The organism is Duganella guangzhouensis, assembly GCF_009674535.1.
Taxonomy (GTDB): domain Bacteria; phylum Pseudomonadota; class Gammaproteobacteria; order Burkholderiales; family Burkholderiaceae_D; genus Rugamonas; species Rugamonas guangzhouensis.
In genome coordinates, this window is record NZ_WKJK01000004.1 from 364,498 (window position 1) to 386,238 (window position 21,741).

Sequence of the window (21,741 nt, forward strand, 5' to 3'; positions counted from 1 at the left end):
TTCGCTGAGCATGGTATCCAATCCCCGGAAACCAAATAAACGGTGTAGGCAAAGATAGCGAGGACTTCGCTGCTGCATTCCTGCGCCAGCAATTGATACATGGCGGGCATGATGATGGCTCATTTAATTTTGAACGTCTCTTTCCACGCTGCGTCTAATGCGGCCCGAATCTCTTCGCTAGTGAACTGTGCGCTGGGCCAGTCGTCGAAGAACCTCTTTGGTCTAGGCTTACCGGCACGTTCGTTGCGCATGTCTTCATCCACGGCACGGCAAATTTCGCGGATTTCTGCCGAGGTAAGATTGTCGAATCTCATAATGTGGCCTCCGGTAGGGGTCTTTGGCCAGTGTACGCCGCATGAAGCGGCGCACGGTTGATGCGAGTTTGACGCAGGTCTAGACGCTCAGGTCGTAGCTGGCCTGTTTGGCGCGCAGGTCCATGGCGTTGCGGTGGCGGGCGCGCAGGCGTGGGTCGGTGATCAGGCGGCCCAGGGTTTCTCCAACTACCATCACCACGCCCAGCAAAGGCAGCACCAGCATCAGCCCGGCCACGCCGGCCACCGAGCCGCCGATGAAGATCATCAGCACGGTGATCAGTGGATGGATGTGCAGGCTGCGCCCCAAGGTCAGCGGCATGAACACGAAGTCGTCCAGCAGGCGCACCAGGATGAAGACGCAGATCGCCAGGTAGGCCACCGATGGGTTGGATGGCGCATCGGTCGAGGCCACCATCACCACCAGCATGCAGCCGACGATGGAGCCGACGTACGGCACCCAGGCCAGCACCGCCGCGATCAGGCCCAGCACCAGCGGCGAGGAAACGCCAATCACCCACAGGCCCAGCGCCAGCACCACCGTGTCCAGCATGGTCAGGCGCAGCAAGCCCTGGAAGTAGCGGTGCGCGGTCTGGTCGACTTCGTGCAGCAGGCACAGCGTGCGTTCGAAGAAGGCGTTCGGCACCGCGCGCGCGAGGAATTTTTTGAAGCGCAGGCCATCGCGCAAAAAGAAGAAGGTCAGGAACGGCGCCAGCAGCATCGACGGCAGCCAGCCCACCACCGTCACCAGGATGTCGGTCAGGTGCGACTGGATGAAGGCGCCGGTGAATTCGCTCATGCGCTGGTTGACGGTGTCGGCCAGTTGCGCCTGGCGCAGGATGGGGAACTGTTCTTCCAGCGCCACCATGGTATGACGCACGAACTCCAGCCCACCGGCCAGGTAGATGCCGAGTATCTCTTGCGACGATGGTCCCGGCGCGGATTTCCAGTACACCGCTGCCAGCACCGCCAGCGTCACCAGCAGCACGAACACGGCGCCGACCAGCAGGGTGGCGGCGCTCTGGCTGAAGCCGGTGCGGATCAGGCGCTGCACCGGCGGTTGCAGGATGTAGTACAGCACGATGCCAAGCAGGAAGGGGATGGCCAGGAACAGCATCTGCTGCAGCAGGAACAGCAGCACGCAGGTGGCGGCGATGATGCCGCTCCACACCACCGGTCCGCCGCGCTGTTGAGACGGCAGCAGATTCATAGCGCTTCCAGTTGCGGCTTGCCGGTCATCCAGTCGCGCAGGCGCTGGCCGATGTGGCGCGCCAGGGCCAGCGAGATTTTATAGCCGATCACGGGATCGGTATCCATCAGGCCCATGAAGTCGGCACGGAAGAACACCGCCAGTTCGCAATTGTCGAGCGCGCGCGTTTGTGCGTTGCGTGGCGAGTTGTCCAGCAGCGCCAGGTCGCCAAAGAAGGAGCCGGGCAACAGTTCGGCCACCACCTCGCGCGTCTCCGCCAACTGGCGGCTGATGATGACGCGGCCCGACATCACCAGATACAGCGCCTGGCCTTCCTCGCCCTCGTCGAAGATGATTTCATCGGCCAGATAGCGGCGCTCGTGCATCAGGCCGTCGACGATTTTCAGTTCGAGCGGCGTCAGTGTCGAGAACAGGGCCGAATCTCTCAGTCGCAGCAGGCGCGGCGACAGCTCGGGCGATTTGAGGAAACCGAAAATCAAGGGAACTCCAGGCAGGGGAAGGGGGGGCAACACCATTGTCGCCGGTTTTGCTTGTTTACTGGGCACTTGTTGCTGAAAAATCACAGTTGCAGAGTTCCTACCAAGGGCAGAATCGGTTCCAGATGGCTGGTCAGCAGGATGACTTGGCGCGCCAGTCGCTCCGGCGTTGAAAGTTGCTGGCGCAGGTAGGCCATGGCGTCGGCGTCGAGACCGTTGAAGGGCTCGTCGATCAGCAGCAGGCGCACCGGCAGCGACAGGGCCAGCGCCAGTTGCATCTTCTTGTGCTGGCCTAGCGACAGCGTGGTGACCGGCTGATCCAGTGTCGGCAGCAGGTGGAAGGCGGCCAGTTCGGTGTTGAGATGCTCGGCATCGGCGCTGTATAGCGCGACGTGCATGTCCAGTACCTCGCGAACGGTCAGCCACGGCAGTTGCGGCGTGTCGCCGCCGCAGTAGTAGCAATGGCGGCGGTACACCAGCGGCTGGGCGTGGATTTCGATGTCGGCCAGCCAGATGGCGCCGGCGTGCGGCGTCAGCGCGCCGCCGGCCAGTTTCAGCAGCGTGGTCTTGCCGGCGCCGTTCTCGCCGCGCAGCCAGGTGATGCCGGGAGTTAGCGTCAGATTGAATTCGCGGAACAGCGGGTGGCTGGCATATTCAAAGTTGAGCTGTTCGATTCTTAATTCCATAGTTCGCTTCCAATGGCGGTCAGGAGGAGGATGGCGCCCAGCACCAGGCCGACGCGGCCGCGCGTGCTGAGGCGGCGCAGCGCGACGATGGCCAGTTGCGCCAGCGCGGCGGCGCACAGCCAGACCACGGCCACGGTGCGGCTGTAACCGCTGCTGGGGCGGCCCAGCGTCAGCAACGCAAAGCCGGCCAGCACAGTGGCGGCCGGCAGCAGCGTGAACAGCGTGGCGGCGCGGTACAGGCGCTCGGGGTTGAGCGGCCACGCCGCCGCGACCGGGCGCAGCAGGGTGATTTGTTCGGCTACGGCTTTATCGCCACGATCGGTCAGCAGCATGGTCAGCAGCGCGGTGCAGGCACCCCACAGCGCTGGCGGCACCAGCGGCGGATGCCAGATCCAGGCGCCGACGCTGAGCAGCGCGCCGGCCAGCAGCAGTGTCTGCTGGAAGCCGACCACGTTTTCGGCGCGCCAGAACGGCAGCCAGAACAGTTGGCGCCAGTAGTAGGGCAAGGCGTGCGCGTGGCGCGTGGGCAGATAGACGGTGGCGGGCGGATTGCTGCGGGGTGGTTTGCGGGCGGCTGGCATGCGCGCGCGGCGCGCCAGCGTCAGTGTCGACAGCAGCCAGGCCAGCAGCAAGGAGGCCAGCGTCAGCAGCAGTGCCGGTGTCACCACTGGTCGCAGCCAGTCCGGCCATTGATACAGCCAGATCGCGGTGGACGCCGCATAGGCCAGGCTGAGTGGCCCAACCAGCATGCCGGCCACCAGCGCATCGGCGCTCCATTTGCTGCGCGGCGCGATGGGCAGCGGCAGGCTCCACGTCAGCACGGCGGCCGGATGCAGGCGTTTGCGCAGCAAATACACCGGTGCGCTGGCCAGCAGCGTCTGCGCGGCGAACAGGCCCAGCGCCTGCGGCCACGGCAGCGTCGCCGCAAACAGGCCGGGTAAGGCGATGCAGGCGAACAAGCCCAGCATCACCGGCGCAAACGCCAGCAAGATGTATTCAAGCGAACTCTGGAGACTGGCCACGAACTGCAGCAGCGCATGCCGCGCCAGGTGGAGGCGGAAGCGGAGGTAAGAATCTAACATTCTGCAAGAATATCATCTGCTGTCGAGGCTGGATTAATTGGGTGTTAATGGGTGTATTATTGGTCGCATGCTGCACACAGAGACTCTGCACATCACGCCAGAGATCCTGACGCTTATCGCCCGGATCGATGAATTCAAAGGTGCTTGGCGCGCCTTGGGAAGACTCGCACCAGACCGTTTGTCGGCGCTGCGGCATGTCGCAACCATCGAAAGTATCGGATCTTCGACGCGAATTGAAGGTAGCAAGCTTTCTGATCGTCAGATTGAGCGCTTGCTCTCTAGTCTTGAGATACGATCTTTCTCCACGCGCGACGAGCAGGAGGTGGTTGGTTATGCCAACGTCATGGAACTCGTTTTTCATTCGTGGCAGAACATTCCTGTCACTGAGAACCATATCAAACAGCTGCATCAGGTTCTGCTGCGCCATAGCGAAAAAGATGAGCGCCATCGCGGAGCATACAAAACCAGTGCCAATAGTGTCGCTGCATTTAATGCGGAAGGTAAGCAGTTAGGAGTGATATTCGAAACCGCCTCACCTTTTGATACCCCACGTTTGATGAGCGAACTGGTCGACTGGACCGTTCAGGAATTACGCCACGCGCATTTACACCCCTTGTTGGTTATTGCGATTTTTGACGTTGTGTTCCTTGAAATACATCCTTTCCAGGATGGGAACGGTCGATTGAGCCGAGTGCTCACCACCTTGCTTCTTCTGCGTTCCGGTTATACGTACGTGCCGTACAGTTCTCTTGAGAGCGTGATTGAAGCGAGTAAGGAAGCTTATTACCTGGCATTGCGGCAGACGCAAGCGTCTATCCGGAGTGACAGTCCCAATTGGCAGCCTTGGCTGCTCTTTTTCCTGCGGTCGTTGACGGAGCAAGTACGGCGACTGGAGCAGAAGATCGAGCGCGAGAATATTGTGTTGGCTGCTTTGCCTGAGCTGTCACTCCACATCGTGGAGTTTGTTCGAGAACATGGGCGCATCACCATGGCGGAGGCGATCCGACTCACTGCGAGTAGCCGCAACACCTTGAAACAGCATTTCCGCAATCTCGTCGAGCAGGGGCATCTGAATCAGCGGGGTAGCGGTCGCGGAGTCTGGTACGAGTTACGTTAATGCTGAAAAAGAAAAAGGCCAGATGCAAGCATCTGGCCTTTAGAATATTGGCGGAGCGGACGGGGCTCGAACCCGCGACCCCCGGCGTGACAGGCCGGTATTCTAACCAACTGAACTACCGCTCCAATTCGTCTTCAAAAGTTTTACTGGTGGGTGCTGAGAGGGTCGAACTCCCGACCTACGCCTTGTAAGGGCGCCGCTCTACCAACTGAGCTAAGCACCCAGTAAAACTTCCTGCAGTTACTTCATTTGTTTGTCACAACTGCTGAACGAGGCCGTATTCTACAGGGGGCGAATTCAGTTTCGCAAGGGTTTTTGAAAATTATTTAGAAAATTGTTTTTACCTATCGATGAATGACAATCTTGATACGTTGTACAGTCGCGTCAGCTGGCGGTTGATCTGCGGATGACGCGCACCGGCGCGCGCATCTGGATCGCCCGCATCATGATCAGCTGGGGTGTGATCTCGTCGGCGCTGATGTTCACCAACAGCGTGGTCACGTTCTTCCCCGGCATCATCCTGTACCTGACCTACTGGTATCCGGCGCGCCGCCGCGCGCGCATGGTGGCGCTGTTCATGAGCGGGGGGGCGGTGGCCGGCGTGGTTGGCGGTCCGCTATCGGGCTGGATCATGAAAAGCTTCGACGGCGTGCATGGCTGGAGCGGCTGGCAGTGGCTGTTCCTGCTGGAGGGCTTGCCGTCGGTGCTGCTCGGCGTCTGGACTTTGTTTTACCTGGACGATGGCATTCACGCCGCACGCTGGCTCAGCACCGGGGACAAGCAAACGCTGGCGCGCGAGCTGGCCGGCGCGGTTGGGCTGATCATCGCCACGGTCTACAGCGACAGCACGCCGGTCGCGCTGGCGGCGCTAAGCGTGGCCACGGCCGGCATTCTCAGCACCTTCCCGATTTTCTGGAGTTTGCCGACCGCGCTGCTGGGCGGGACGGCGGCGGCGGCCGGGATCGCGTTGATTAATTCGGTCGGCAACCTGGCCGGCTTTGTGGCGCCGTATCTGGTGGGCGCGATCCGCGACGCCACCAGCAGTACCGCCAGCGGCATGGTGTTGATTGCCGTTAGTCTGCTGTTCGGCGCGTTGCTGGTGGTGACGGCGGTGCGGCGCGGTTAGTGATCGGACGGCGGCAGGGCGTCGAGCAACGCCTGGGTGCCATCGTCAAACAGGCGATGGATGGTGTCCGCGTCCAGATAGCGCGCGTAGATTTTCTGCATGGTGCCATCGGCCACGATCGAGCGCAGCGCGTCCGCATAGCGTTGCCGCACCTGCGGCGGCACCTTGAGCGAAACGTACAAGCCGACCATGGTGCGCGGCGATTCGCTGATGGTGCCGGCGCTCATCTTGCCCAGCAGGCCGAACTGCTTCTGGTTCAGCAGGTGGATGGTGGCCGGCGCCAGCGTGCCCTCGGCGCGGCCGGCGCGGATCTTGTGGAACACCACGTTGTAATCGTTGACGTATTCCAGCCGCCCTTGCTGTTGCAAGCGGTCCAGCTGCGCCTGGGCTTGCGGACTGTAGAACACGCCGCGCGCCACATTCAGGCGCGCCGTGCTGTGGTCGACAAACTCGGCCAGACTGCGAAAATGCCCCACTTTCTTGGTCAGCACCAGTTCGAAATGGGTGTAGGTGTAAGGCAGCCAGACGCCATGACGATCGCGTTCGACCGAGCGCAGCGCGGCGCCGGTCAGCTCCAGGTCGTTGTTGGAAAACATCGCGTACAGCCGGCCGCGCGGATACCACTGCAGGGTCAGCACGCAGCCGCTGCGCTTTTGCACCTCGGCCAGCACGTCGACATTGCTGCCCCGGACCGCCTTGCCATCCCAGTAGGACGAGTAGCCGAGATCGCTGACGCCGACCCGCGCCGGGGCACAGGCGAGCGGCGCCGCCTGAGCGCCGGCAAGCGGCAACCAGCATGCCAGCAGAACGGTGAACAAGCGGGAGGTCATGCAAGCAGTTTAACGCGCTCTCTTGCATCTTGGATAGTTTCCGGGGATACTGTGTTTATTTACAGTGATTCTCCCCGCATCATGGCTGAAGCCGAGCGCCGCATTGCCCATCTCGACATGGATGCGTTTTTCGCATCGGTCGAGCTGTTGCGCTATCCGCAGCTGCGCGGCCAGCCGGTGGTGATCGGCGGCCGTGGCCATGCGCCCGAGCAGCGCGCCGATGGTTCGTACGCGTTCGCCCGGCTGCGCGACTACGTCGGCCGGGGCGTGATCACCACTGCCACCTACGAGGCGCGCGCGTTTGGCGTCGGTTCGGCGATGGGCATGATGAAGGCGGCCAAGCTGGCGCCGGACGCGATCCTGCTGCCGGCCACCTTCGACGCCTATCGCCATTACTCGCGGCTGTTCAAGGAAGCGGTGGCCGCCATCGCGCCCGACATCGAGGATCGCGGCATCGATGAAATTTTCATCGACCTGACCGAGGTCGAAGGCGAAACCCGCGAGCTGGCGACGCGCATCAAGCAGGCGGTGTTCGACGCCACCGGCCTGACGTGCTCGATCGGCGTCACGCCCAACAAGCTGCTGTCGAAAATCTGCTCCGACCTGGAAAAGCCGAACGGCCTGACCCTGCTGGGCTTTGACGACATCCCGGCCCGCATCTGGCCGCTCAGCGTGCGCAAGGTCAACGGCATCGGCCCCAAGGCCACCGCCAAGCTGGCCGGGCTCGGCATCGAAACCGTGGGCCAGCTGGCGCAGGCCGACCAGGGACTGCTGCAGGATTATTTCGGCGCGCATTACGCGGCCTGGCTGGCGCGGGTGGCGCAGGGCATCGACGAGCGCGCCATCTCCACCAGCCGCGAGAGCAAGTCGATGTCGCGCGAAACCACCTTCGAGCGTGACTTGCACGCGCGCCAGGACCGCGAGGCGCTGTCGGCCATCCTGGTCAAGCTGTGCGAGCGGCTGGAGGAGGATTTGAAGCGCAAGGGCTATGTCAGCCGCACCATCAGCATCAAGCTGCGCTATGACGATTTCCAGATCGTCAGCCGCAATGTGACGCTGCCGCAACCGGTGGCCGATGCCGGCGCCATCCTGCAGGCCGCGCGCGAATGCCTGAAGCGGGTGCCGCTGCAGCGCAAGCTGCGCCTGCTCGGGGTGCGCGCCAGCACGCTGGAACCACCCGGCGCCATGGCGCGCGCGCCACAACCGGTGCAGGGCGACTTGTTCGCCTGAGCCCGCGCCCGGCGGCAGCGTGTAAAATGTCGCTCTTTTTTGCTCACTTTCTGAAACAAGGCCAGTCAACTTTATGTGGTTCAAGAATCTACAGATTTACCGTCTGCCGGCCCCTTGGGCCTACACCCCCGAACAACTGGAAGAGGCGCTGTCGTCGCAATCCTTCTCGCCCGCCAGCAGCAATGAGTTGCTGCGCCAGGGCTGGGACAAGCCGCGTCCGAACGGCGGCCTGGTGCACGTGGTCAACAAGCAAATGCTGATGGTGCTGGGCACCGAGAAAAAGCTGCTGCCGAACTCGGTCATCAACCAGGTGGCCAAGGCCCGCGCCGCCGAGATGGAAGAAGCGCAAGGTTTCGCTCCCGGCAAGAAAGCCATGAAGGAATTGAAGGAACGCGTGGCCGACGAGCTGCTGCCGCGCGCCTTCTCGATCCGCAGCAACGTCTGGACCTGGATCGACCCGGTCAACGGCTGGCTGGTGGTGGACGCGGCCTCGCCGGCCAAGGCCGATGAAGTCATCAAGCTGCTGCTGAAGGCGGTTGACCGCATGCCGCTGGAAAGCCTGCGCGTGCAGCGCTCGCCGGTGGGCGTGATGACCGAATGGCTGCAAACCGACGAAGCGCCGGCCGGCTTCACGGTTGATATGGATACCGAACTGCGCGCCACCGGCGAGAGCAAGGCGGCGGTACGTTACGTCAAGCACTCGCTGGACCCGGAAGAAGTGCGTCGCCACATCGCCAACGGCAAGCAGTGCACCCGCCTGGCCATGACCTGGGACAGCAAGATTTCCTTCGTGCTGACCGAATCGCTGGCGATCAAGGGCGTCAAGCCGCTGGACGTGCTGAACGAGAAGGACGCCGGCGTGCGCAACGACGACGAACGCTTCGACGGCGACTTCATGCTGATGACCGGCGAACTGGCCAAGCTGATGGCCGACGTGGTGGAAGCGCTGGGCGGCGAAGCCAAGGCCTGATCCGCTTCTTGCCGTACCGCTAAAAATGCCGCGAAGTCATTGATTTCGCGGCATTTTTCATTGTGGCGCCGATGCAAAAATTTGCTATTGCCCTGTGGAAATTTAAGCAATTTCTGCTATAGTGAATGTCTTAGCAAATAAGGAACTTCCTATGAGCGGGCCGATCGGTTTAAGCACTCAGCAAATCGCGAATCTGACTGTGGCGCAGATCACCGCCTGGACCACGGATGACATCGTGGACCTGACTTCGACGCAGGTGCCGGCGCTGCGCACCGACCAGGTCGCCGCGCTCAGCAGCAAGCAGTTGGCTGCGCTGAGCCCGCTCAACATGTCGGTGATGAGCACCCAGGACGTGGCCGCGCTGAAGGCCACCGTGCTGAACGCCGCCGGCGCCGCCGCCGACGCGCTGCTGAGCTTGATGACCGACAACCAGATTGCCGCCTTCAACACCGCCCAGGCGGCCGCGCTGGGCACGCTGGCCTTCAGCAAATTGCCGGTCGGCGCGATTGCCGCGTTTGAAGCGGCCGACCTGGCGGTGTTGAACACCGCCATCATCGCCCAGCTGGACCCCAGCGATGTGGCGCAGATGTCCAGCAAGCAGTTTGCCGCGCTGACCAGCCGCCAGTCGATGGCGCTGACCACCGATGAAATCCAGGCCATCAGCGACGCCGGCATTGCCGCGCTCAGCGCCTCGGCGATCGCGGTGCTCAGCACCAAACAGATCGCGGCGCTGACCGCCAGCCAGACGGTGGCGCTGACCACGCGCCAGACAGTGGCGCTGAGCTCGGCCCAGGTGGGTGCCTTGTCCAGCGACGATATCCAGGTGCTGGAATCGCAGGATCTGGGCGCGCTGCGGCTGACCGCCATCCCCGGCCTCAGCACCGCCCAGCTGGCGCTACTGAGCTCGGCTCAGGTGGGCGGCTTCACCAGCGCCCAGTTTGCCACGCTGAGCACCAAGCAAGTGGCCGCGCTCAGCACCGACGCACTGACCGGCATCCCGACCGCCGACGTGGCCGCTTTAAGCCTGGCCAATATCGCCGGCCTTGGCACCACGCTGTTGGCGGCGCTCAGCACCGACCAGACGCGCGCTTTCACCACCGCGCAGCTGGTGGCGATGAGCAGCGCCCAGTTCGCCGGCCTCACGGTCGACCAGGTCGCCAATCTGCGCGCCACTCAGCTGGGCGTGCTGGGCACGCGCCAGACCGCCGGCCTGTCCAGCGACGATATCCTGGCGCTGGACAGCACGGATCTGCCCTATCTGAGCACCACCGCACTGAATGCGCTCAGCACGCTGCAACTGAGCGCGCTGGGCGGCGCCGATTACAGCGCGCTGGCCTCGCTGACCACGCTGCAGATCGCCGCGCTGAGCACCAGGCAGGTCGCGGCGCTCAACACCGATCAGATCGCGCTGTTGAGCACGCGTCAGGCCGGTGCGCTGGGCAGCAGCCAGATTGTGGCGCTGTCGACCGACGCGGTGCAGGCGCTGGAAACGGCCGACATCGCCGCGCTGAAGACCTATGCCATCGCCGCGCTCACCACCAAACAGATCGCGGTGTTGAGCAGCGACCAGTTGGCCGCCTTCAGCACCACCCAATTCTCCGCGTTGAGCAGCCGCCAGGTGGCCGCCATCAACAGCGACACCATCGCCGGCCTGTCCAGCGCCGATTTGGCCGCGCTGACCACCAGCGCGGTGCCGCTGCTGAATCCATCGCTGCTGTTCTCGCTCAGCACGGCGCAACTGGCCGGCCTGCGCTCCAGCCATTTCGCCGTCATGAGCACGAACCAGATCGCGGCGTTGACCACCACCCAGATCGCCTCGCTGAGCTCGAAGCAGATTTTCGGTCTCGGCACCTTGCAGGTCGGTGCGTTGGGCAGTGACGATATCGCCGTGCTGGGCAGTGCCGCCATGCGCGCGCTCAGCACCACCGCCATCGCCGCGCTGAATTCGCGCCAGTTGCCGGAACTGGGCGACGCCGTCAGCGGCAGCCTGTTCGGCGTGCTGACCACGGCGCAGATCGTCGCGCTGGCGACGCGCGCGTTGACCGCCATCAGCAGCGACCAGATCGTCGCGCTGACCACCACCCAGGCTGCCGTGCTGAGCAGCGCCCAGGCCAGCGCCATCGGCACCAATCTGGTGTCGGTGCTGCAAACCGCCGACCTGGCCGCGCTCAACACCAGCGTTATCGCCAGCCTGAACAGCGCCCAGCTGGCGCTGTTGAGCGCCGACCAGGTCAGCGCTTTCAGTACCTTGCAGGCTAGCGTGCTGAGCAGCCGGCAGTTTGCCGCCATCGACTATGTCGGCTTGCTGGGTCTGGAAAGCGCCGATTTTGGCGCGCTGGCCACCGCCACCATTGCCGGCATCGCCACCGATACGCTGATCGTGCTGACCACCGACCAACTGAGCGGCTTGTCGTCGCGCCAGATTAGCGCGCTCAGCACCGGTCAACTGAATTCGCTGACCACCGACCAGATCGCCAGCCTGCGGTCGGCCACCATCGGCGCGCTGAGTTCGCGTCAGATCACTGGCCTCAGCAGTGATACCGTGGCCGCCATTAACAGCGCCGGCGTCGCCGCGCTGAGCACGATGGCGATCGCCGCCCTGAGTTCCGCGCAGCTGAGCGCGCTGGACAGCGATGTGCAAGTGCTGAGCACGCAGCAAATCGTCGCGTTGCGCACCGCCACGCTGCAGGGCTTGACCACCGATGAAGTGGTGGCGCTGTCGACCCGCCAGGCCGCCGCCCTCAGCAGCGACCAGGTGCGCAGCCTGGTCCCGGACGATATCGCCGCCTTGGAAACCGCCGACCTGGTGGCCTTGAAAACCGCCGCCATCGCGGCCCTGACCACGCAGCAAATCGTGGCGCTGACCAGCGACCAGCTGGCAGCGATGACGGTGGCGCAATTCCAGGCGCTGAGCACGCGCCAGCTCAGCGTGCTGCCGAGCGGTGTGGTCGATGGTTATTCCAGCGCAAGCCTGGCCGGGCTGGGCCTGACCTTTATCGCCGCGCTGTCGCCGGACATGATCGCCGGGCTGAGCTCGGACCAGCTGGACAGCCTGAGCTCGCAGCAGTTTGCCGTCCTCACCAGCCAGCAGTTGGCGGCGCTGAGTCCGGAGCAGGTGAGTACGCTGGAAACCACTCAGATTCTTGGCCTCAATACCCGCAACCTGCCCGGCCTGAGCGCCGACGATGTGTCGGTGCTCGGCAGCGACGCCATGCGCGCGCTGAGTACTTCCAATCTGCTGGCGCTGAGCAGCGCGCAGCTGGCGGCGCTGGGTGCCGATCCATCCGGCAGCAATCTGTTCGGCACACTGACCACGGCGCAGTTCAGCGCGCTGGGCACGCGCGCCATCGCCGGCCTGACGGTCGACCAGATCGTCGCGTTGAGCACCGCACAGGCCGCTGTGCTGAGCACGCTGCAGCTGAGCGCGTTGAGCACCGCCGATATCGTCGCGCTGGGCACTGACGATCTGGCCGCAATCCGCGTCGCCACACTGGCGGCGCTGGCCACGCGCCAGGCCGCCGTGCTGGGCAGCGATCAGGTGGCGGCGTTGACCAGCGCCCAGATCGCCGGCCTGAGCTCGGCACAATTCTCGGCGCTCAGCTCGGACGGCTTGCAGGGACTGGAATTGAACGATATCCCGGTGCTGAACACCGCCGTGATCGCCGGACTGACCACGCGCGCGCTGGCCTCGTTGAGCACCGACCAGGTGGCGGCGCTGAGCACACGTCAGATCGCAGCACTGACCACCGTGCAGCTGAACGGGCTGACCTCGGATCAGATGGTGAATCTTGCATCGGCCCAGGTTGCCGCGCTGAGTTCGGCGCAAGTGGCCGGCCTGTCGCTGAAGGAAATCGCCGCTATCAGCAGCGACAACCTGGCGGCGCTGAAGCCGGCCGCGATTGCCGCGCTCAGCTCATCGCAGTTGAGCGTGCTGGGCAACGATCCCTATGGCAGTGGCGATACCGCCATCGCTGCCCTGACCACGGCGCAGATCGCCGCGCTGCGTACCGCCACGCTGGTCGGCCTGCGCACCCAGCAAGCACAGGCGTTGAGCTCGGATCAGGTGGCGGCGCTGAGCAGCGTCCAGCTGGCCGCGCTGACCAATGCCGATCTGCGCGTGCTGGATCTGGAAGACATCGCCGCACTGAAAACCAGCACCATCCGCGGCCTGACTTCGACCCAGATGGCGAGCCTGACCTCCGACCAGTTTGCCGAACTGAGCACCAGCCAGTTCGCATCGCTGAGCACGGCCGCGCTGAGCGGGCTGACCGCCGCCCAAGCGGTGGCCATCAGCACCGACGATGCGGCGGTGATCAGTAGCAGCCAGTTGGCGGCGCTGTCGCTGAGCGCGGTGGCCAGCCTGGAAGACGAAGACCTGGCGGCGTTGCGCACCAGTGCCATCGTCGGCCTCGGCACCGCGCAGATGGCGACGCTGAGCATCAGCCAGCTGGCCGCGTTCGGCACCGACCAGATCGCCGTGCTGAGCAGCGCCCAGGTCGGCGCGCTGTCGGATACCAAAGTGGCCAGCCTGTCGGACGACGACGTGGCGGCGCTGAACACCCAGGCGGTGGCTGGCCTGACCACCAGCGCGCTGGTGAAACTGAGCGCCGACCAGCTGCAAAGCCTGACCTCACGCCAGATCGTCAGCCTGACCTCGACCCAGGTGATGGCGCTGCGCACGGTCCAGATCAACGCGCTCGGCACCGACCAGGTGGGCGCGTTGACCACGCGTCAGGTGGCGGTGTTGTCGCTGGCCAGCCTGCGCGCGCTGGACGCTGACGTCGGCGCCCTCAGCACGCAAGCGGTTTCGGTACTGAACGGCACCCAAATCGTGGCACTGGGCGTCAACAACGCCGGCCAGGCCGCCAATGTCGACGAATTGAGCACGGCGCAGATCGCCGCCATCAACACCAGCGCGCTGCAATTCCTCACCAGCGCCCAGATTCTCGCGCTGAGCAGCGACCAGGTTGGCGCGCTCAGCGTCAAACAGGTCAACGCGCTGTCGCCGACCTTCCTGCACACGCTGAGCACGGCGCAGCTTATCGGCCTCGGTACCGCCCAGGTGGCGGCGCTGAGCACGCTGCAGTTGACCGGCCTGACCTCGACCCAGTTCAGCGTGCTGAGCTCGGACCAGGTGCACGCGCTGTCGGCCACCCAGTTCACCAGCCTGACACCGTCCGAAATCGCCACCCTCAGTACCGCTACGCTGGCGGCGATCAGCGTCACCGCGATTGCCGGGCTGACCTCGCAACAACTGGCGGCGCTGGGCGGCAAGGGACTCGGCATTGCCGCCCTCAGCACGGCCCAGGTGGCCGCAATCAGCACCCAGGCGTTTGCCGGTGTCAGCAGCGCGCAAGTGGTGGCGCTGACCAGCGACCAGGCGGCCGCGCTGAGCGCCGCGCAAGTCGCGGTGCTGCCGCTGAGCGTGGTGGCGGCGATGGAGTCGCAAGACATCGCCGCGCTCAAGCAATCGGCGGTGGTGGCGCTCAAGACCCAGCAATTGCTGGCGCTGAAGAGCAGCCAGATCGCCGCGCTCAGCGCCGAACAGGTGTCGGTGCTGACCAGCGCCCAGCTGGCCACGCTGGGCGCCTCGCAAGTGGTGTATCTGGACCCGGCCGACGTCGCCGCCATCACGCCGACCTTGCTGAACGCCGCCGCCAAGGATGGCAACCTGCTGGCCGCGATGACCACCGCGCAACTGCAGGCGCTGACCGAAGCCCAGTATGCGGCGCTGAACTCGTCCGCCATTGCGCGTTTGAAGCCGGCCTCGCTGGCGGCGCTGGAAGTGGTCGACGTGGCCGCGCTCAGCACCAGCGTGATCCGCTCGCTGAGCAACGAACAATTGCTGGCGCTGACCACGCAGCAAATCGCCGCGCTGACGCTGTCGCAAGTGGCCGCCATCACCGCGCACGACAATAACGACCAGTTCACCTCGGCGCAAATGGTGGCCCTGTCCGGCGCCCAGTTGGCGGCCATGAGCACCGGCCTGATTGCCGACCTCAGCCCGTCGAACCTGAAAGCGATCGAAGTGGCCGACATCGCCAGCCTCGGCACGCAGCAGATCAAGGCGCTGACACCGTTCCAGCTGTCCGCGCTCAGCACCGCCCAACTGGCGCAGCTGACCACCACCCAGGCCCATGTGATGAGCTCGGCGCAATTCCATGCGCTCAGCACGACGCAGCAAGCCGCCTTCAGCGCCGACCAGAAAGCCGCGATGACCTTCGTCACACCGCTGGTGCTGGATCTGGATGGCAACGGCATCAGCACGCTGGGGCTGGAGGCAGGCGTCCAATTCGACCTGGCCGCGACCGGCGCACAGCGCAACACCGGCTGGGTAGGCCAAGGCGACGGCTTGCTGGCCCTGGACCGCAATGGTGACGGCATCATCAACGACGGCAGCGAACTGTTCGGCTCCGCCACCAAGCTGGCCGACGGCAGCACCGCCAGCAATGGCTACGAAGCGCTGGCCGCGCTGGACAGCAATGGCGATGGGGTAGTGGATGCGCAGGACGCCCAGTTCAGCGCGTTGCGGGTATGGATCGACGCGGATGCCGACGGTATCAGCCAGGCGAGCGAATTGAAAACCCTGGCCGAACTGCACATCAGCAGCCTCAGCCTGGCGGCCAAGCTCAGCGACGCCATCGACAATGGCAACCTGATCGGCCTGACCTCCAGCTACACCACCGATGATGGCACCAGCCACACCGCAGCCGACGTCTGGTTCGCACAAGGGACAACGAGCAGCGACTCGTTAAGCGCCAACACCGCACGCCTGAGCTCGGCGCTACAGCAATACAGCGCCGCCGGCCTCAGCAGCGGCAACAGCGCCCACAGCGACGACGAAAGCCTGCGCCTGAAAGCGCTGCAGACCAGCCAAGGGCTGCTGGCCGCGCCGCGCTAAAGCATAAACCCGGGGTCAATCCTCCCAAAGCTACACGGGCTCTACCGTAGCGTTCCGCTACGGTAGAGCCCGTGTAGCTTTGGGAGGATAGCCCCCGGTTACAATGGCTGGAATACGCCGGCGGCTTTGTTTTTTTGGACGTTGTCCCAGGCGAAGATTTTGCCGTTCATGGCGACGTAGACGCCGGCCGGCAGCGTCTGCGCTACGCCGGCCGCGAAGCCCAAATTGAACAGGGCGTCGGAATTGGCGATTTCATACGGAATCATGGCGCCGGTCAGGACGATGGTCTTGCCCAGCGCCGCCGGGCCCAGCACCGCCGCCGTCTGCGGCATGGTGTCGGTGCCGTGGATGATGACGATGGCCTGCTCCGGCGCCGCCTGGCACGAGGCCAGGATGCGGGCGCGGTCGGCGTCCACCATGTCCAGCGAGTCCATCAGCGGCAGCTGTTCCAGCGCCACGTCGATGGTCAGGCGGCAGCGCTTCAGCAGGTCCGGCACGTGGCTGTCGGCAAAGCCGAGCGTGCCGTTCAGTTCGTTGTAGTGTTTGTCGAAGGTGCCGCCGGTGGCGAGGATGCGCAGGGTCATGGTAAAAGCTCAAGCGAAGTCAAAATGATGTGCATCATAACCTAAACCCGGACTGCAAATTGCGCTGGAAAAGCCGGCGCCTAGCGTCTATATTGGTTTCTTTGTGTGTTTCGATCCCCTATGAAAGCGCTCGCACCCGGCACCGTTATCTTCCACCGCCACCGTGGCTATGGCGTCATCACGACGGTCAATCTGTTGACCGGCTGGATTTCCGCCCGCTTCGGCAATGAGTCGCGTACGCTTGATCTCAACCTGTCCACCGACGAGGTGCAGTTTGCCGATGGCGAGGCGATCCTGTTCCGCCGCGCCCCGCCCGACCGCATGCCGCACGCGCGCCTGATGGCGATGGTGCGCGCACTGCATCAGGCCGGCTATCAAAAACTCTACCTGTATTCCTGGCCCAAGCCGTCCGGCCTGCACTGGCGCTGGCATTTGTTCACCGGTCCGCGCGACTGGATGCAGCGTTCGTGGCGCGAGGGCTGGTATGGCTCCGGCGCCGACTACAACTCGAATCCGGTGATGGGCTGGGGCGATAGTCCGGGCGCCACTACCGACGAGCTGATCCACGCGCTGGCGAAGTTCGATCCGCAGGGGCTGGCGCAGGCGCTGGGGCGCGACGAGGATCACACCGCCTGGTTCGCCAGCGTGTGCGACGCGCTGCTGCCCGGCTATATGTACAGTCTGGACATGCAACGCCCCGATGGCGGCCCGTTGACCGAGATGCCGCCGGTGCCGGTGATTCCGGTGCGCGCCACGTTGCCGCCTTACGCCGGCCCGGACATCACTTGGCCGCCCGGCTGGGCCGGCCTATGGAGCAAGGTGCATGTGATGCCGGCGCCGCGCATCAATCTGACCGGCTTGCCGGAAGTACCGGAGCAGACCGACTAGCGCGCCCGCGCCGCGTAATCCGGATTGTGGATATTGGCCGGCGCGCCGTTGGCGAAGTCGACCACGTTCTGGAATGCATGCCGGAAATACAACTCATAGCTGTCACGCTCGACGTAGCCCAGGTGTGGCGTCGCCAGCACGGTGGGCATGCGCAGCAGCGGGCTGTCGGCCGCCAGCGGTTCGGATGGATACACATCCAGCGCCGCATAGCCGGGATGGCCTTTCGACAGTGCCTGTTCCAGCGCGTCCGGCTGCACCAGCTCGGCCCGGCTGGTGTTGACGAATAGCGCGTCCGAGCGCATGCGCGCCAGATCGGCGGCGGTGACGATGCCGCGAGTGGCGTCGTTTAGCCGCAGATGCAGGCTCAGCACGTCAGCCTGCTCAAAAAACGCCTCGCGCGACGGCGCCGCCGTGTGGCCATCGGCCACCGCTTTATCGCGGCTGGCCTGGCTGCCCCACACCATCACCCGCATGCCGAACGCGCGCGCATAGCCGGCCACCAGCTGGCCGATCTTGCCATAGCCCCAGATGCCCAGCGTGCGTCCCTTGAGCACAAAGCCCAGCCCGTTCAACTGCGGGTTGATCGAGGCGGTCTGCCAGAGACCATCCCTGAAATTGTTGGCATACGGCACGATCTTGCGCGCCGCCGCCATGATCAGCGCCCAGGTCAGTTCGGCCGGCGCAGTCGGCGAACCGACGCCCTCGGCAATCGCGATGCCCAGCTCGGTGGCGGCGGCCACGTCGACATGGCCGGCCAGCTTGCCGGTCTGCGAAATCAGTTTCAGATTCGGCAATTTTGCCAGCAGCGCGCGGTTGAAGGCGGTGCGTTCACGGATCAGCACCAGCGCGTCGTACGGCGCTAGCCGGATCGCCAGCTGACCCAGTCCGCGCGTGGTGCTGTTGAACACTTTTACTTCGTGGTTTGCCAACAACTCAAAGCAATTCAAGCTTGGGGTTGCATTCTGGTAATCATCAAGAATTGCGATTTTCATGGAAGATGAACGATCTTTTAAGAAATTTCGTAGGGAAATAACAGGCTGGAAGATAAGCCGAATAGCCTACTACGTTGGTCAACTAATTCTCCTACATTTTTGTATGTAACCCGGTTTGAGGGGTGTACAATCGGCCGAAAACCAAGGCCCGACGACCAGATCCGGGCCGCGCCACGACCGCCGTAACGACCGCCGACCCATTGCGAATGGAGCTCTGAGCGCTCAGCCAAAAGCTGACGACGATCTGCCGCCACCGAATTCTTAATTAGCATTGGAGGTACCATGAATCAGCCCTTGATGGGTGGCGTCGCACCATTGAACGCCCCAGCTTACATCAAACAGCAAAAGCTCATCAATTGGGTGGCAGAGATCGCCGCCTTGACCAAGCCGGACCGGATTTACTGGTGCGATGGCTCGCAAGAAGAGTATGACCGTCTGTGCGCCGAAATGGTTGCAGCCGGCACCATGAAAAAGCTGAACCAGGAAAAGCGTCCGAATTCCTACCTGGCATGCTCGGACCCGACCGACGTTGCCCGTGTGGAAGACCGCACCTTCATCTGCTCCAAGACCAAGGAAGAAGCCGGCCCGACCAACAACTGGATGGACCCGGCCGAAATGCGCGCCACCCTGCATCCGCTGTTCGACGGCTGCATGGCTGGCCGCACCATGTACGTGGTGCCATTCTCGATGGGCCCGTTGGGTTCGCCAATCGCCCACATCGGCGTGGAACTGTCGGACTCGCCATACGTGGCGGTCAATATGCGCACCATGACCCGCATGGGCAAGGCCGTGTATGACGTGCTGGGCACCGACGGCGAGTTCGTGCCATGCGTGCACACCGTGGGCGCGCCGCTGGCGGCCGGTCAGCAAGACGTGGCCTGGCCATGCAACGCCACCAAATACATCGTGCACTATCCGGAAACCCGCGAAATCTGGTCGTTCGGTTCCGGCTACGGCGGCAACGCGCTGCTGGGCAAGAAATGCTTCGCGCTGCGCATCGCCTCCAACATGGGCCATCAGGACGCCCAGGCCGGCGGCGCTGGCTGGCTGGCCGAACACATGCTGATCCTCGGCGTCGAATCGCCGGAAGGCAAAAAGCACTACGTGGCGGCCGCCTTCCCATCGGCTTGCGGCAAAACCAACTTCGCGATGCTGATCCCGCCTGAGAGCTTCAAGGGCTGGAAAATCACCACCATCGGCGACGACATCGCCTGGATCAAACCGGGCGCCGACGGCCGCCTGTACGCGATCAACCCGGAAGCCGGCTACTTCGGCGTGGCACCGGGCACCAACGAAAAAACCAACTACAACTGCATGGCCTCGCTGCGCGAGAACACCATCTTCACCAACGTCGCGCTGACCGACGATGGCGACGTCTGGTGGGAAGGCCTGAGCAAACCGGCCCCAAGCCACCTGATCGACTGGCAAGGCAAGGACTGGACGCCTGAGTCGACCGGCAAAGCCGCGCACCCGAACGCCCGCTTCACCGTGCCCGCCACGCAGAATCCAGTGATCGATCCAGCCTGGGACGACCCGGCCGGCGTGCCGATCTCGGCCTTCATCTTCGGCGGCCGCCGTTCGACCACCGTGCCGCTGGTGACCGAAGCCCGCAACTGGGTGGAAGGCGTGTACATGGCCGCCACCATGGGTTCGGAAACCACCGCCGCCGCCGCTGGCCAGATGGGCATCGTCCGTCGCGACCCGTTCGCCATGCTGCCGTTCATCGGCTACAACATGAGCGACTACTTCCAGCACTGGCTGAACCTGGGCGAGAAAGTCGGCCAGATCGACGGCGCCGTGCTGCCGAAAATCTACTGCGTCAACTGGTTCCGCACCGACGAGCAGGGCCACTTCGTCTGGCCTGGCTTCGGCGACAATATGCGCGTGCTGAAGTGGATGCTGGAACGCATCGAAGGCACCGCTGGTGGCGTCGAAAACATCTTCGGCACCACCCCGCGCTTTGGCGACTTGAAGTGGGACGGCATCCCGTTCTCGCCGGAAGAATTCGAGACCATCACCTCGGTCGACAAAGACGCATGGCGCGAAGAACTGAAGCTGCACGAAGAACTGTTCACCAAGCTGGCCTACCACCTGCCGCAAGAACTGACGGCGGTAAAAGCCGAGCTGGAGAAGCGCCTGGCCAAGTAAGCCCGGCGTAGAGGAGACAAAAACGGCGCGTAGCGATACGCGCCGTTTTTTTTTGCCCCAAGTCGGGGGCAGTTAGATTACACTCGCAGGCATGGAAAACCATAACGAGCCCCCTAGCTTGTTGGCGCGTATCGCCGCCACCACTCGACCGGATTTGGTCGTCACCATCGGCTATGGTGATGAGTTGCCAGTGTTTCGGCACGCTCGCGCGCTGTGGCAGTTTTATTTGTGCCATTTCCCGCATATCGAGGTGATTTTCGTGCGCTGGTCGGATAAGCTGAAACGCGGCGAGGTGATGTCCGATGGCCGCGATTTGCTGGTCGGCATGGCCGGCGCCTTCGAGGGCGAAACTGGCTACAACAGCAGCGGTGTGTGGTCGCAGTCGGAAAACGCGCGCTGGATTTATCGCCAGGTGCTGGTGCAGGATTATCTGCTGCGCACGCGTGACGGTCCGTTCTTCCTGTACCAGACCACCATCACCTCGGTGGTCGATTTTCGCGGCCTGTGCACGGTGCTGGATCGCCTCACGCCCGAGAACTGCTTCGCCGGTCCGCTTGGCCGTCTGAGCGCGCCGGAGACTTTCGCCGGCCTGACCTTCGTCAGCGGCGCCAGCGCGCTGATGTCGCGTGATCTGCTGCTGCGCATGCGCGAGCGCTACGATCCGGCTCACGCTTACACCTCGGTGCCCAACGATATTTGGCAGGCCGCCGTGCTGGATGATGTGCCGCGCCAGGCGCTGCCGACGTTTAACTTCATCAAGCCGCGCGCGTCTCGTGCCGACGCGCCCTATATCTATGCGTTGACGCGGCGCTTGCTGCAGCAGGGCTATTACCATTTCCGCATCAAGACGGTGGCGCCGGAAAACGCCGCCGGCCGGCGCGAGGATATCGATCCATGGATCATGTTGCGCATCATGGAGGCGATCTTCGATAGTGAGCATGATCCGGAGGCGACGCTCAATCTGACCGACAGGGTGCAGCGTCTGGCCGACGGCGGCGCCGGACTGCCGGTAGCGCCGCGCCGCGCCGAACCGCTGCATAGCGGCATGCGCGACTTCGCCACCAATGACGAGGAAATCAGTTAGCGATACTGCGCGCGTTCGCACGGCCATCAGTTGGTCCGCCACCCGGTTGGCGCGGGACCTGACCCCGGAGTTTTGCTTGTTGTTTCGCATGGGTGTGCTAAAGTGT

The 21,741-nt window shown here is 63.8% G+C and carries 15 protein-coding genes, 2 tRNA genes and 1 pseudogene; 8 read left to right on the forward strand and 10 right to left on the reverse strand.

What is annotated here, in order from left to right; translation table 11 throughout:
• Positions 1 to 119: 119 nt before the first annotated feature.
• The 5 genes from GJ699_RS10330 to GJ699_RS10350 all read right to left on the reverse strand — a co-directional run bounded on the left by GJ699_RS10330 (position 120) and on the right by GJ699_RS10350 (position 3,765).
• Positions 120 to 314 (reverse strand): hypothetical protein, encoded by a 195-nt coding sequence (locus GJ699_RS10330; RefSeq protein ID WP_154375744.1) that lies wholly within the window; start codon positions 312 to 314, stop codon positions 120 to 122.
• Between the two features lie 79 nt (positions 315 to 393).
• Positions 394 to 1,521 carry an AI-2E family transporter gene (locus GJ699_RS10335; protein ID WP_154375746.1) on the reverse strand — a complete coding sequence of 376 codons (1,128 nt, stop codon included), beginning with the start codon at positions 1,519 to 1,521 and terminating at the stop codon, positions 394 to 396.
• Positions 1,518 to 2,000 carry a cyclic nucleotide-binding domain-containing protein gene (locus GJ699_RS10340; protein WP_154375748.1) on the reverse strand — a complete coding sequence of 161 codons (483 nt, stop codon included), beginning with the start codon at positions 1,998 to 2,000 and terminating at the stop codon, positions 1,518 to 1,520. The genes GJ699_RS10335 and GJ699_RS10340 overlap by 4 nt, the downstream gene beginning before the upstream one ends.
• Before the next feature lie 80 nt (positions 2,001 to 2,080).
• Positions 2,081 to 2,683, reverse strand: coding sequence for an ABC transporter ATP-binding protein (locus GJ699_RS10345; RefSeq protein WP_154375750.1), 603 nt, complete (start codon positions 2,681 to 2,683; stop codon positions 2,081 to 2,083).
• Positions 2,674 to 3,765 carry a hypothetical protein gene (locus tag GJ699_RS10350; RefSeq protein WP_154375752.1) on the reverse strand — a complete coding sequence of 364 codons (1,092 nt, stop codon included), beginning with the start codon at positions 3,763 to 3,765 and terminating at the stop codon, positions 2,674 to 2,676. Before GJ699_RS10350 ends, GJ699_RS10345 begins: the two co-directional genes overlap by 10 nt.
• A gap of 67 nt (positions 3,766 to 3,832) precedes the next feature.
• On the opposite strand from GJ699_RS10350, the gene GJ699_RS10355 reads away from it, so the two are divergent.
• Positions 3,833 to 4,882 (forward strand): Fic family protein, encoded by a 1,050-nt coding sequence (locus tag GJ699_RS10355; RefSeq protein ID WP_154375754.1) that lies wholly within the window; start codon positions 3,833 to 3,835, stop codon positions 4,880 to 4,882.
• Between the two features lie 48 nt (positions 4,883 to 4,930).
• Here GJ699_RS10355 and GJ699_RS10360 read toward each other — a convergent pair.
• A tRNA-Asp gene (locus GJ699_RS10360) sits at positions 4,931 to 5,007 on the reverse strand.
• Positions 5,008 to 5,029: 22 nt separating this feature from the next.
• A tRNA-Val gene (locus GJ699_RS10365) sits at positions 5,030 to 5,105 on the reverse strand.
• A 189-nt stretch (positions 5,106 to 5,294) separates the two neighbouring features.
• Here GJ699_RS10365 and GJ699_RS10370 point away from each other — a divergent pair.
• Positions 5,295 to 6,008: pseudogene (locus tag GJ699_RS10370) on the forward strand (MFS transporter); the annotation flags it as partial.
• On the opposite strand, the gene GJ699_RS10375 reads toward GJ699_RS10370, so the two are convergent.
• Positions 6,005 to 6,838, reverse strand: coding sequence for a substrate-binding periplasmic protein (locus GJ699_RS10375; protein ID WP_154375755.1), 834 nt, complete (start codon positions 6,836 to 6,838; stop codon positions 6,005 to 6,007). The pseudogene GJ699_RS10370 and the gene GJ699_RS10375 overlap by 4 nt on opposite strands.
• A gap of 81 nt (positions 6,839 to 6,919) precedes the next feature.
• Here GJ699_RS10375 and dinB point away from each other — a divergent pair, with 81 nt between their 5' ends.
• From dinB to GJ699_RS10390, 3 genes are all read left to right on the forward strand, one after another.
• Entirely contained in the window at positions 6,920 to 8,068 is a 1,149-nt protein-coding gene (gene dinB / locus GJ699_RS10380) for a DNA polymerase IV (protein WP_154375757.1), read from the forward strand.
• A 73-nt stretch (positions 8,069 to 8,141) separates the two neighbouring features.
• Entirely contained in the window at positions 8,142 to 9,038 is an 897-nt protein-coding gene (locus GJ699_RS10385; RefSeq protein ID WP_154375759.1) for a recombination-associated protein RdgC, read from the forward strand.
• A 151-nt stretch (positions 9,039 to 9,189) separates the two neighbouring features.
• Positions 9,190 to 15,939 carry an SPM autocatalytic domain-containing protein gene (locus GJ699_RS10390; RefSeq protein ID WP_154375762.1) on the forward strand — a complete coding sequence of 2,250 codons (6,750 nt, stop codon included), beginning with the start codon at positions 9,190 to 9,192 and terminating at the stop codon, positions 15,937 to 15,939.
• A 98-nt stretch (positions 15,940 to 16,037) separates the two neighbouring features.
• Here the strand turns inward: GJ699_RS10390 and GJ699_RS10395 are convergent, their stop codons facing one another.
• The gene (locus GJ699_RS10395; protein ID WP_154375764.1) at positions 16,038 to 16,523 is read right to left on the reverse strand and encodes an asparaginase domain-containing protein; all 486 of its coding nucleotides are present in this window, start codon (positions 16,521 to 16,523) and stop codon (positions 16,038 to 16,040) included.
• A 120-nt stretch (positions 16,524 to 16,643) separates the two neighbouring features.
• On the opposite strand from GJ699_RS10395, the gene GJ699_RS10400 reads away from it, so the two are divergent.
• Positions 16,644 to 17,411, forward strand: a complete 768-nt coding sequence (locus GJ699_RS10400) for an L-asparaginase (RefSeq protein WP_154375766.1) — start codon at positions 16,644 to 16,646, stop codon at positions 17,409 to 17,411.
• Here GJ699_RS10400 and GJ699_RS10405 read toward each other — a convergent pair.
• Positions 17,408 to 18,403 (reverse strand): D-2-hydroxyacid dehydrogenase family protein, encoded by a 996-nt coding sequence (locus tag GJ699_RS10405; RefSeq protein ID WP_154375768.1) that lies wholly within the window; start codon positions 18,401 to 18,403, stop codon positions 17,408 to 17,410. The two genes, GJ699_RS10400 and GJ699_RS10405, sit on opposite strands and share 4 nt — an antisense overlap.
• Before the next feature lie 282 nt (positions 18,404 to 18,685).
• On the opposite strand from GJ699_RS10405, the gene GJ699_RS10410 reads away from it, so the two are divergent.
• Positions 18,686 to 20,551, forward strand: a complete 1,866-nt coding sequence (locus GJ699_RS10410) for a phosphoenolpyruvate carboxykinase (GTP) (protein ID WP_154375770.1) — start codon at positions 18,686 to 18,688, stop codon at positions 20,549 to 20,551.
• Between the two features lie 190 nt (positions 20,552 to 20,741).
• A complete protein-coding gene (locus tag GJ699_RS10415; RefSeq protein WP_195763511.1) occupies positions 20,742 to 21,635 on the forward strand; it encodes a hypothetical protein in 894 nt (297 codons plus the stop codon).
• Positions 21,636 to 21,741 lie beyond the last annotated feature (106 nt).

What these genes read in the sequence shown, in the direction of transcription:
- GJ699_RS10330 (WP_154375744.1), bottom strand. Translation starts at nt 314, where the DNA reads ATGAGATTCGACAATCTTACCTCGGCAGAAATCCGCGAAATTTGCCGT.
- GJ699_RS10335 (WP_154375746.1), bottom strand. Translation starts at nt 1,521, where the DNA reads ATGAATCTGCTGCCGTCTCAACAGCGCGGCGGACCGGTGGTGTGGAGC.
- GJ699_RS10345 (WP_154375750.1), bottom strand. Translation starts at nt 2,683, where the DNA reads ATGGAATTAAGAATCGAACAGCTCAACTTTGAATATGCCAGCCACCCG.
- GJ699_RS10350 (WP_154375752.1), bottom strand. Translation starts at nt 3,765, where the DNA reads ATGTTAGATTCTTACCTCCGCTTCCGCCTCCACCTGGCGCGGCATGCG.
- GJ699_RS10355 (WP_154375754.1), top strand. Translation starts at nt 3,833, where the DNA reads ATGCTGCACACAGAGACTCTGCACATCACGCCAGAGATCCTGACGCTT.
- GJ699_RS10375 (WP_154375755.1), bottom strand. Translation starts at nt 6,838, where the DNA reads ATGACCTCCCGCTTGTTCACCGTTCTGCTGGCATGCTGGTTGCCGCTT.
- dinB (WP_154375757.1), top strand. Translation starts at nt 6,920, where the DNA reads ATGGCTGAAGCCGAGCGCCGCATTGCCCATCTCGACATGGATGCGTTT.
- GJ699_RS10385 (WP_154375759.1), top strand. Translation starts at nt 8,142, where the DNA reads ATGTGGTTCAAGAATCTACAGATTTACCGTCTGCCGGCCCCTTGGGCC.
- GJ699_RS10390 (WP_154375762.1), top strand. Translation starts at nt 9,190, where the DNA reads ATGAGCGGGCCGATCGGTTTAAGCACTCAGCAAATCGCGAATCTGACT.
- GJ699_RS10395 (WP_154375764.1), bottom strand. Translation starts at nt 16,523, where the DNA reads ATGACCCTGCGCATCCTCGCCACCGGCGGCACCTTCGACAAACACTAC.
- GJ699_RS10400 (WP_154375766.1), top strand. Translation starts at nt 16,644, where the DNA reads ATGAAAGCGCTCGCACCCGGCACCGTTATCTTCCACCGCCACCGTGGC.
- GJ699_RS10405 (WP_154375768.1), bottom strand. Translation starts at nt 18,403, where the DNA reads ATGAAAATCGCAATTCTTGATGATTACCAGAATGCAACCCCAAGCTTG.
- GJ699_RS10410 (WP_154375770.1), top strand. Translation starts at nt 18,686, where the DNA reads ATGAATCAGCCCTTGATGGGTGGCGTCGCACCATTGAACGCCCCAGCT.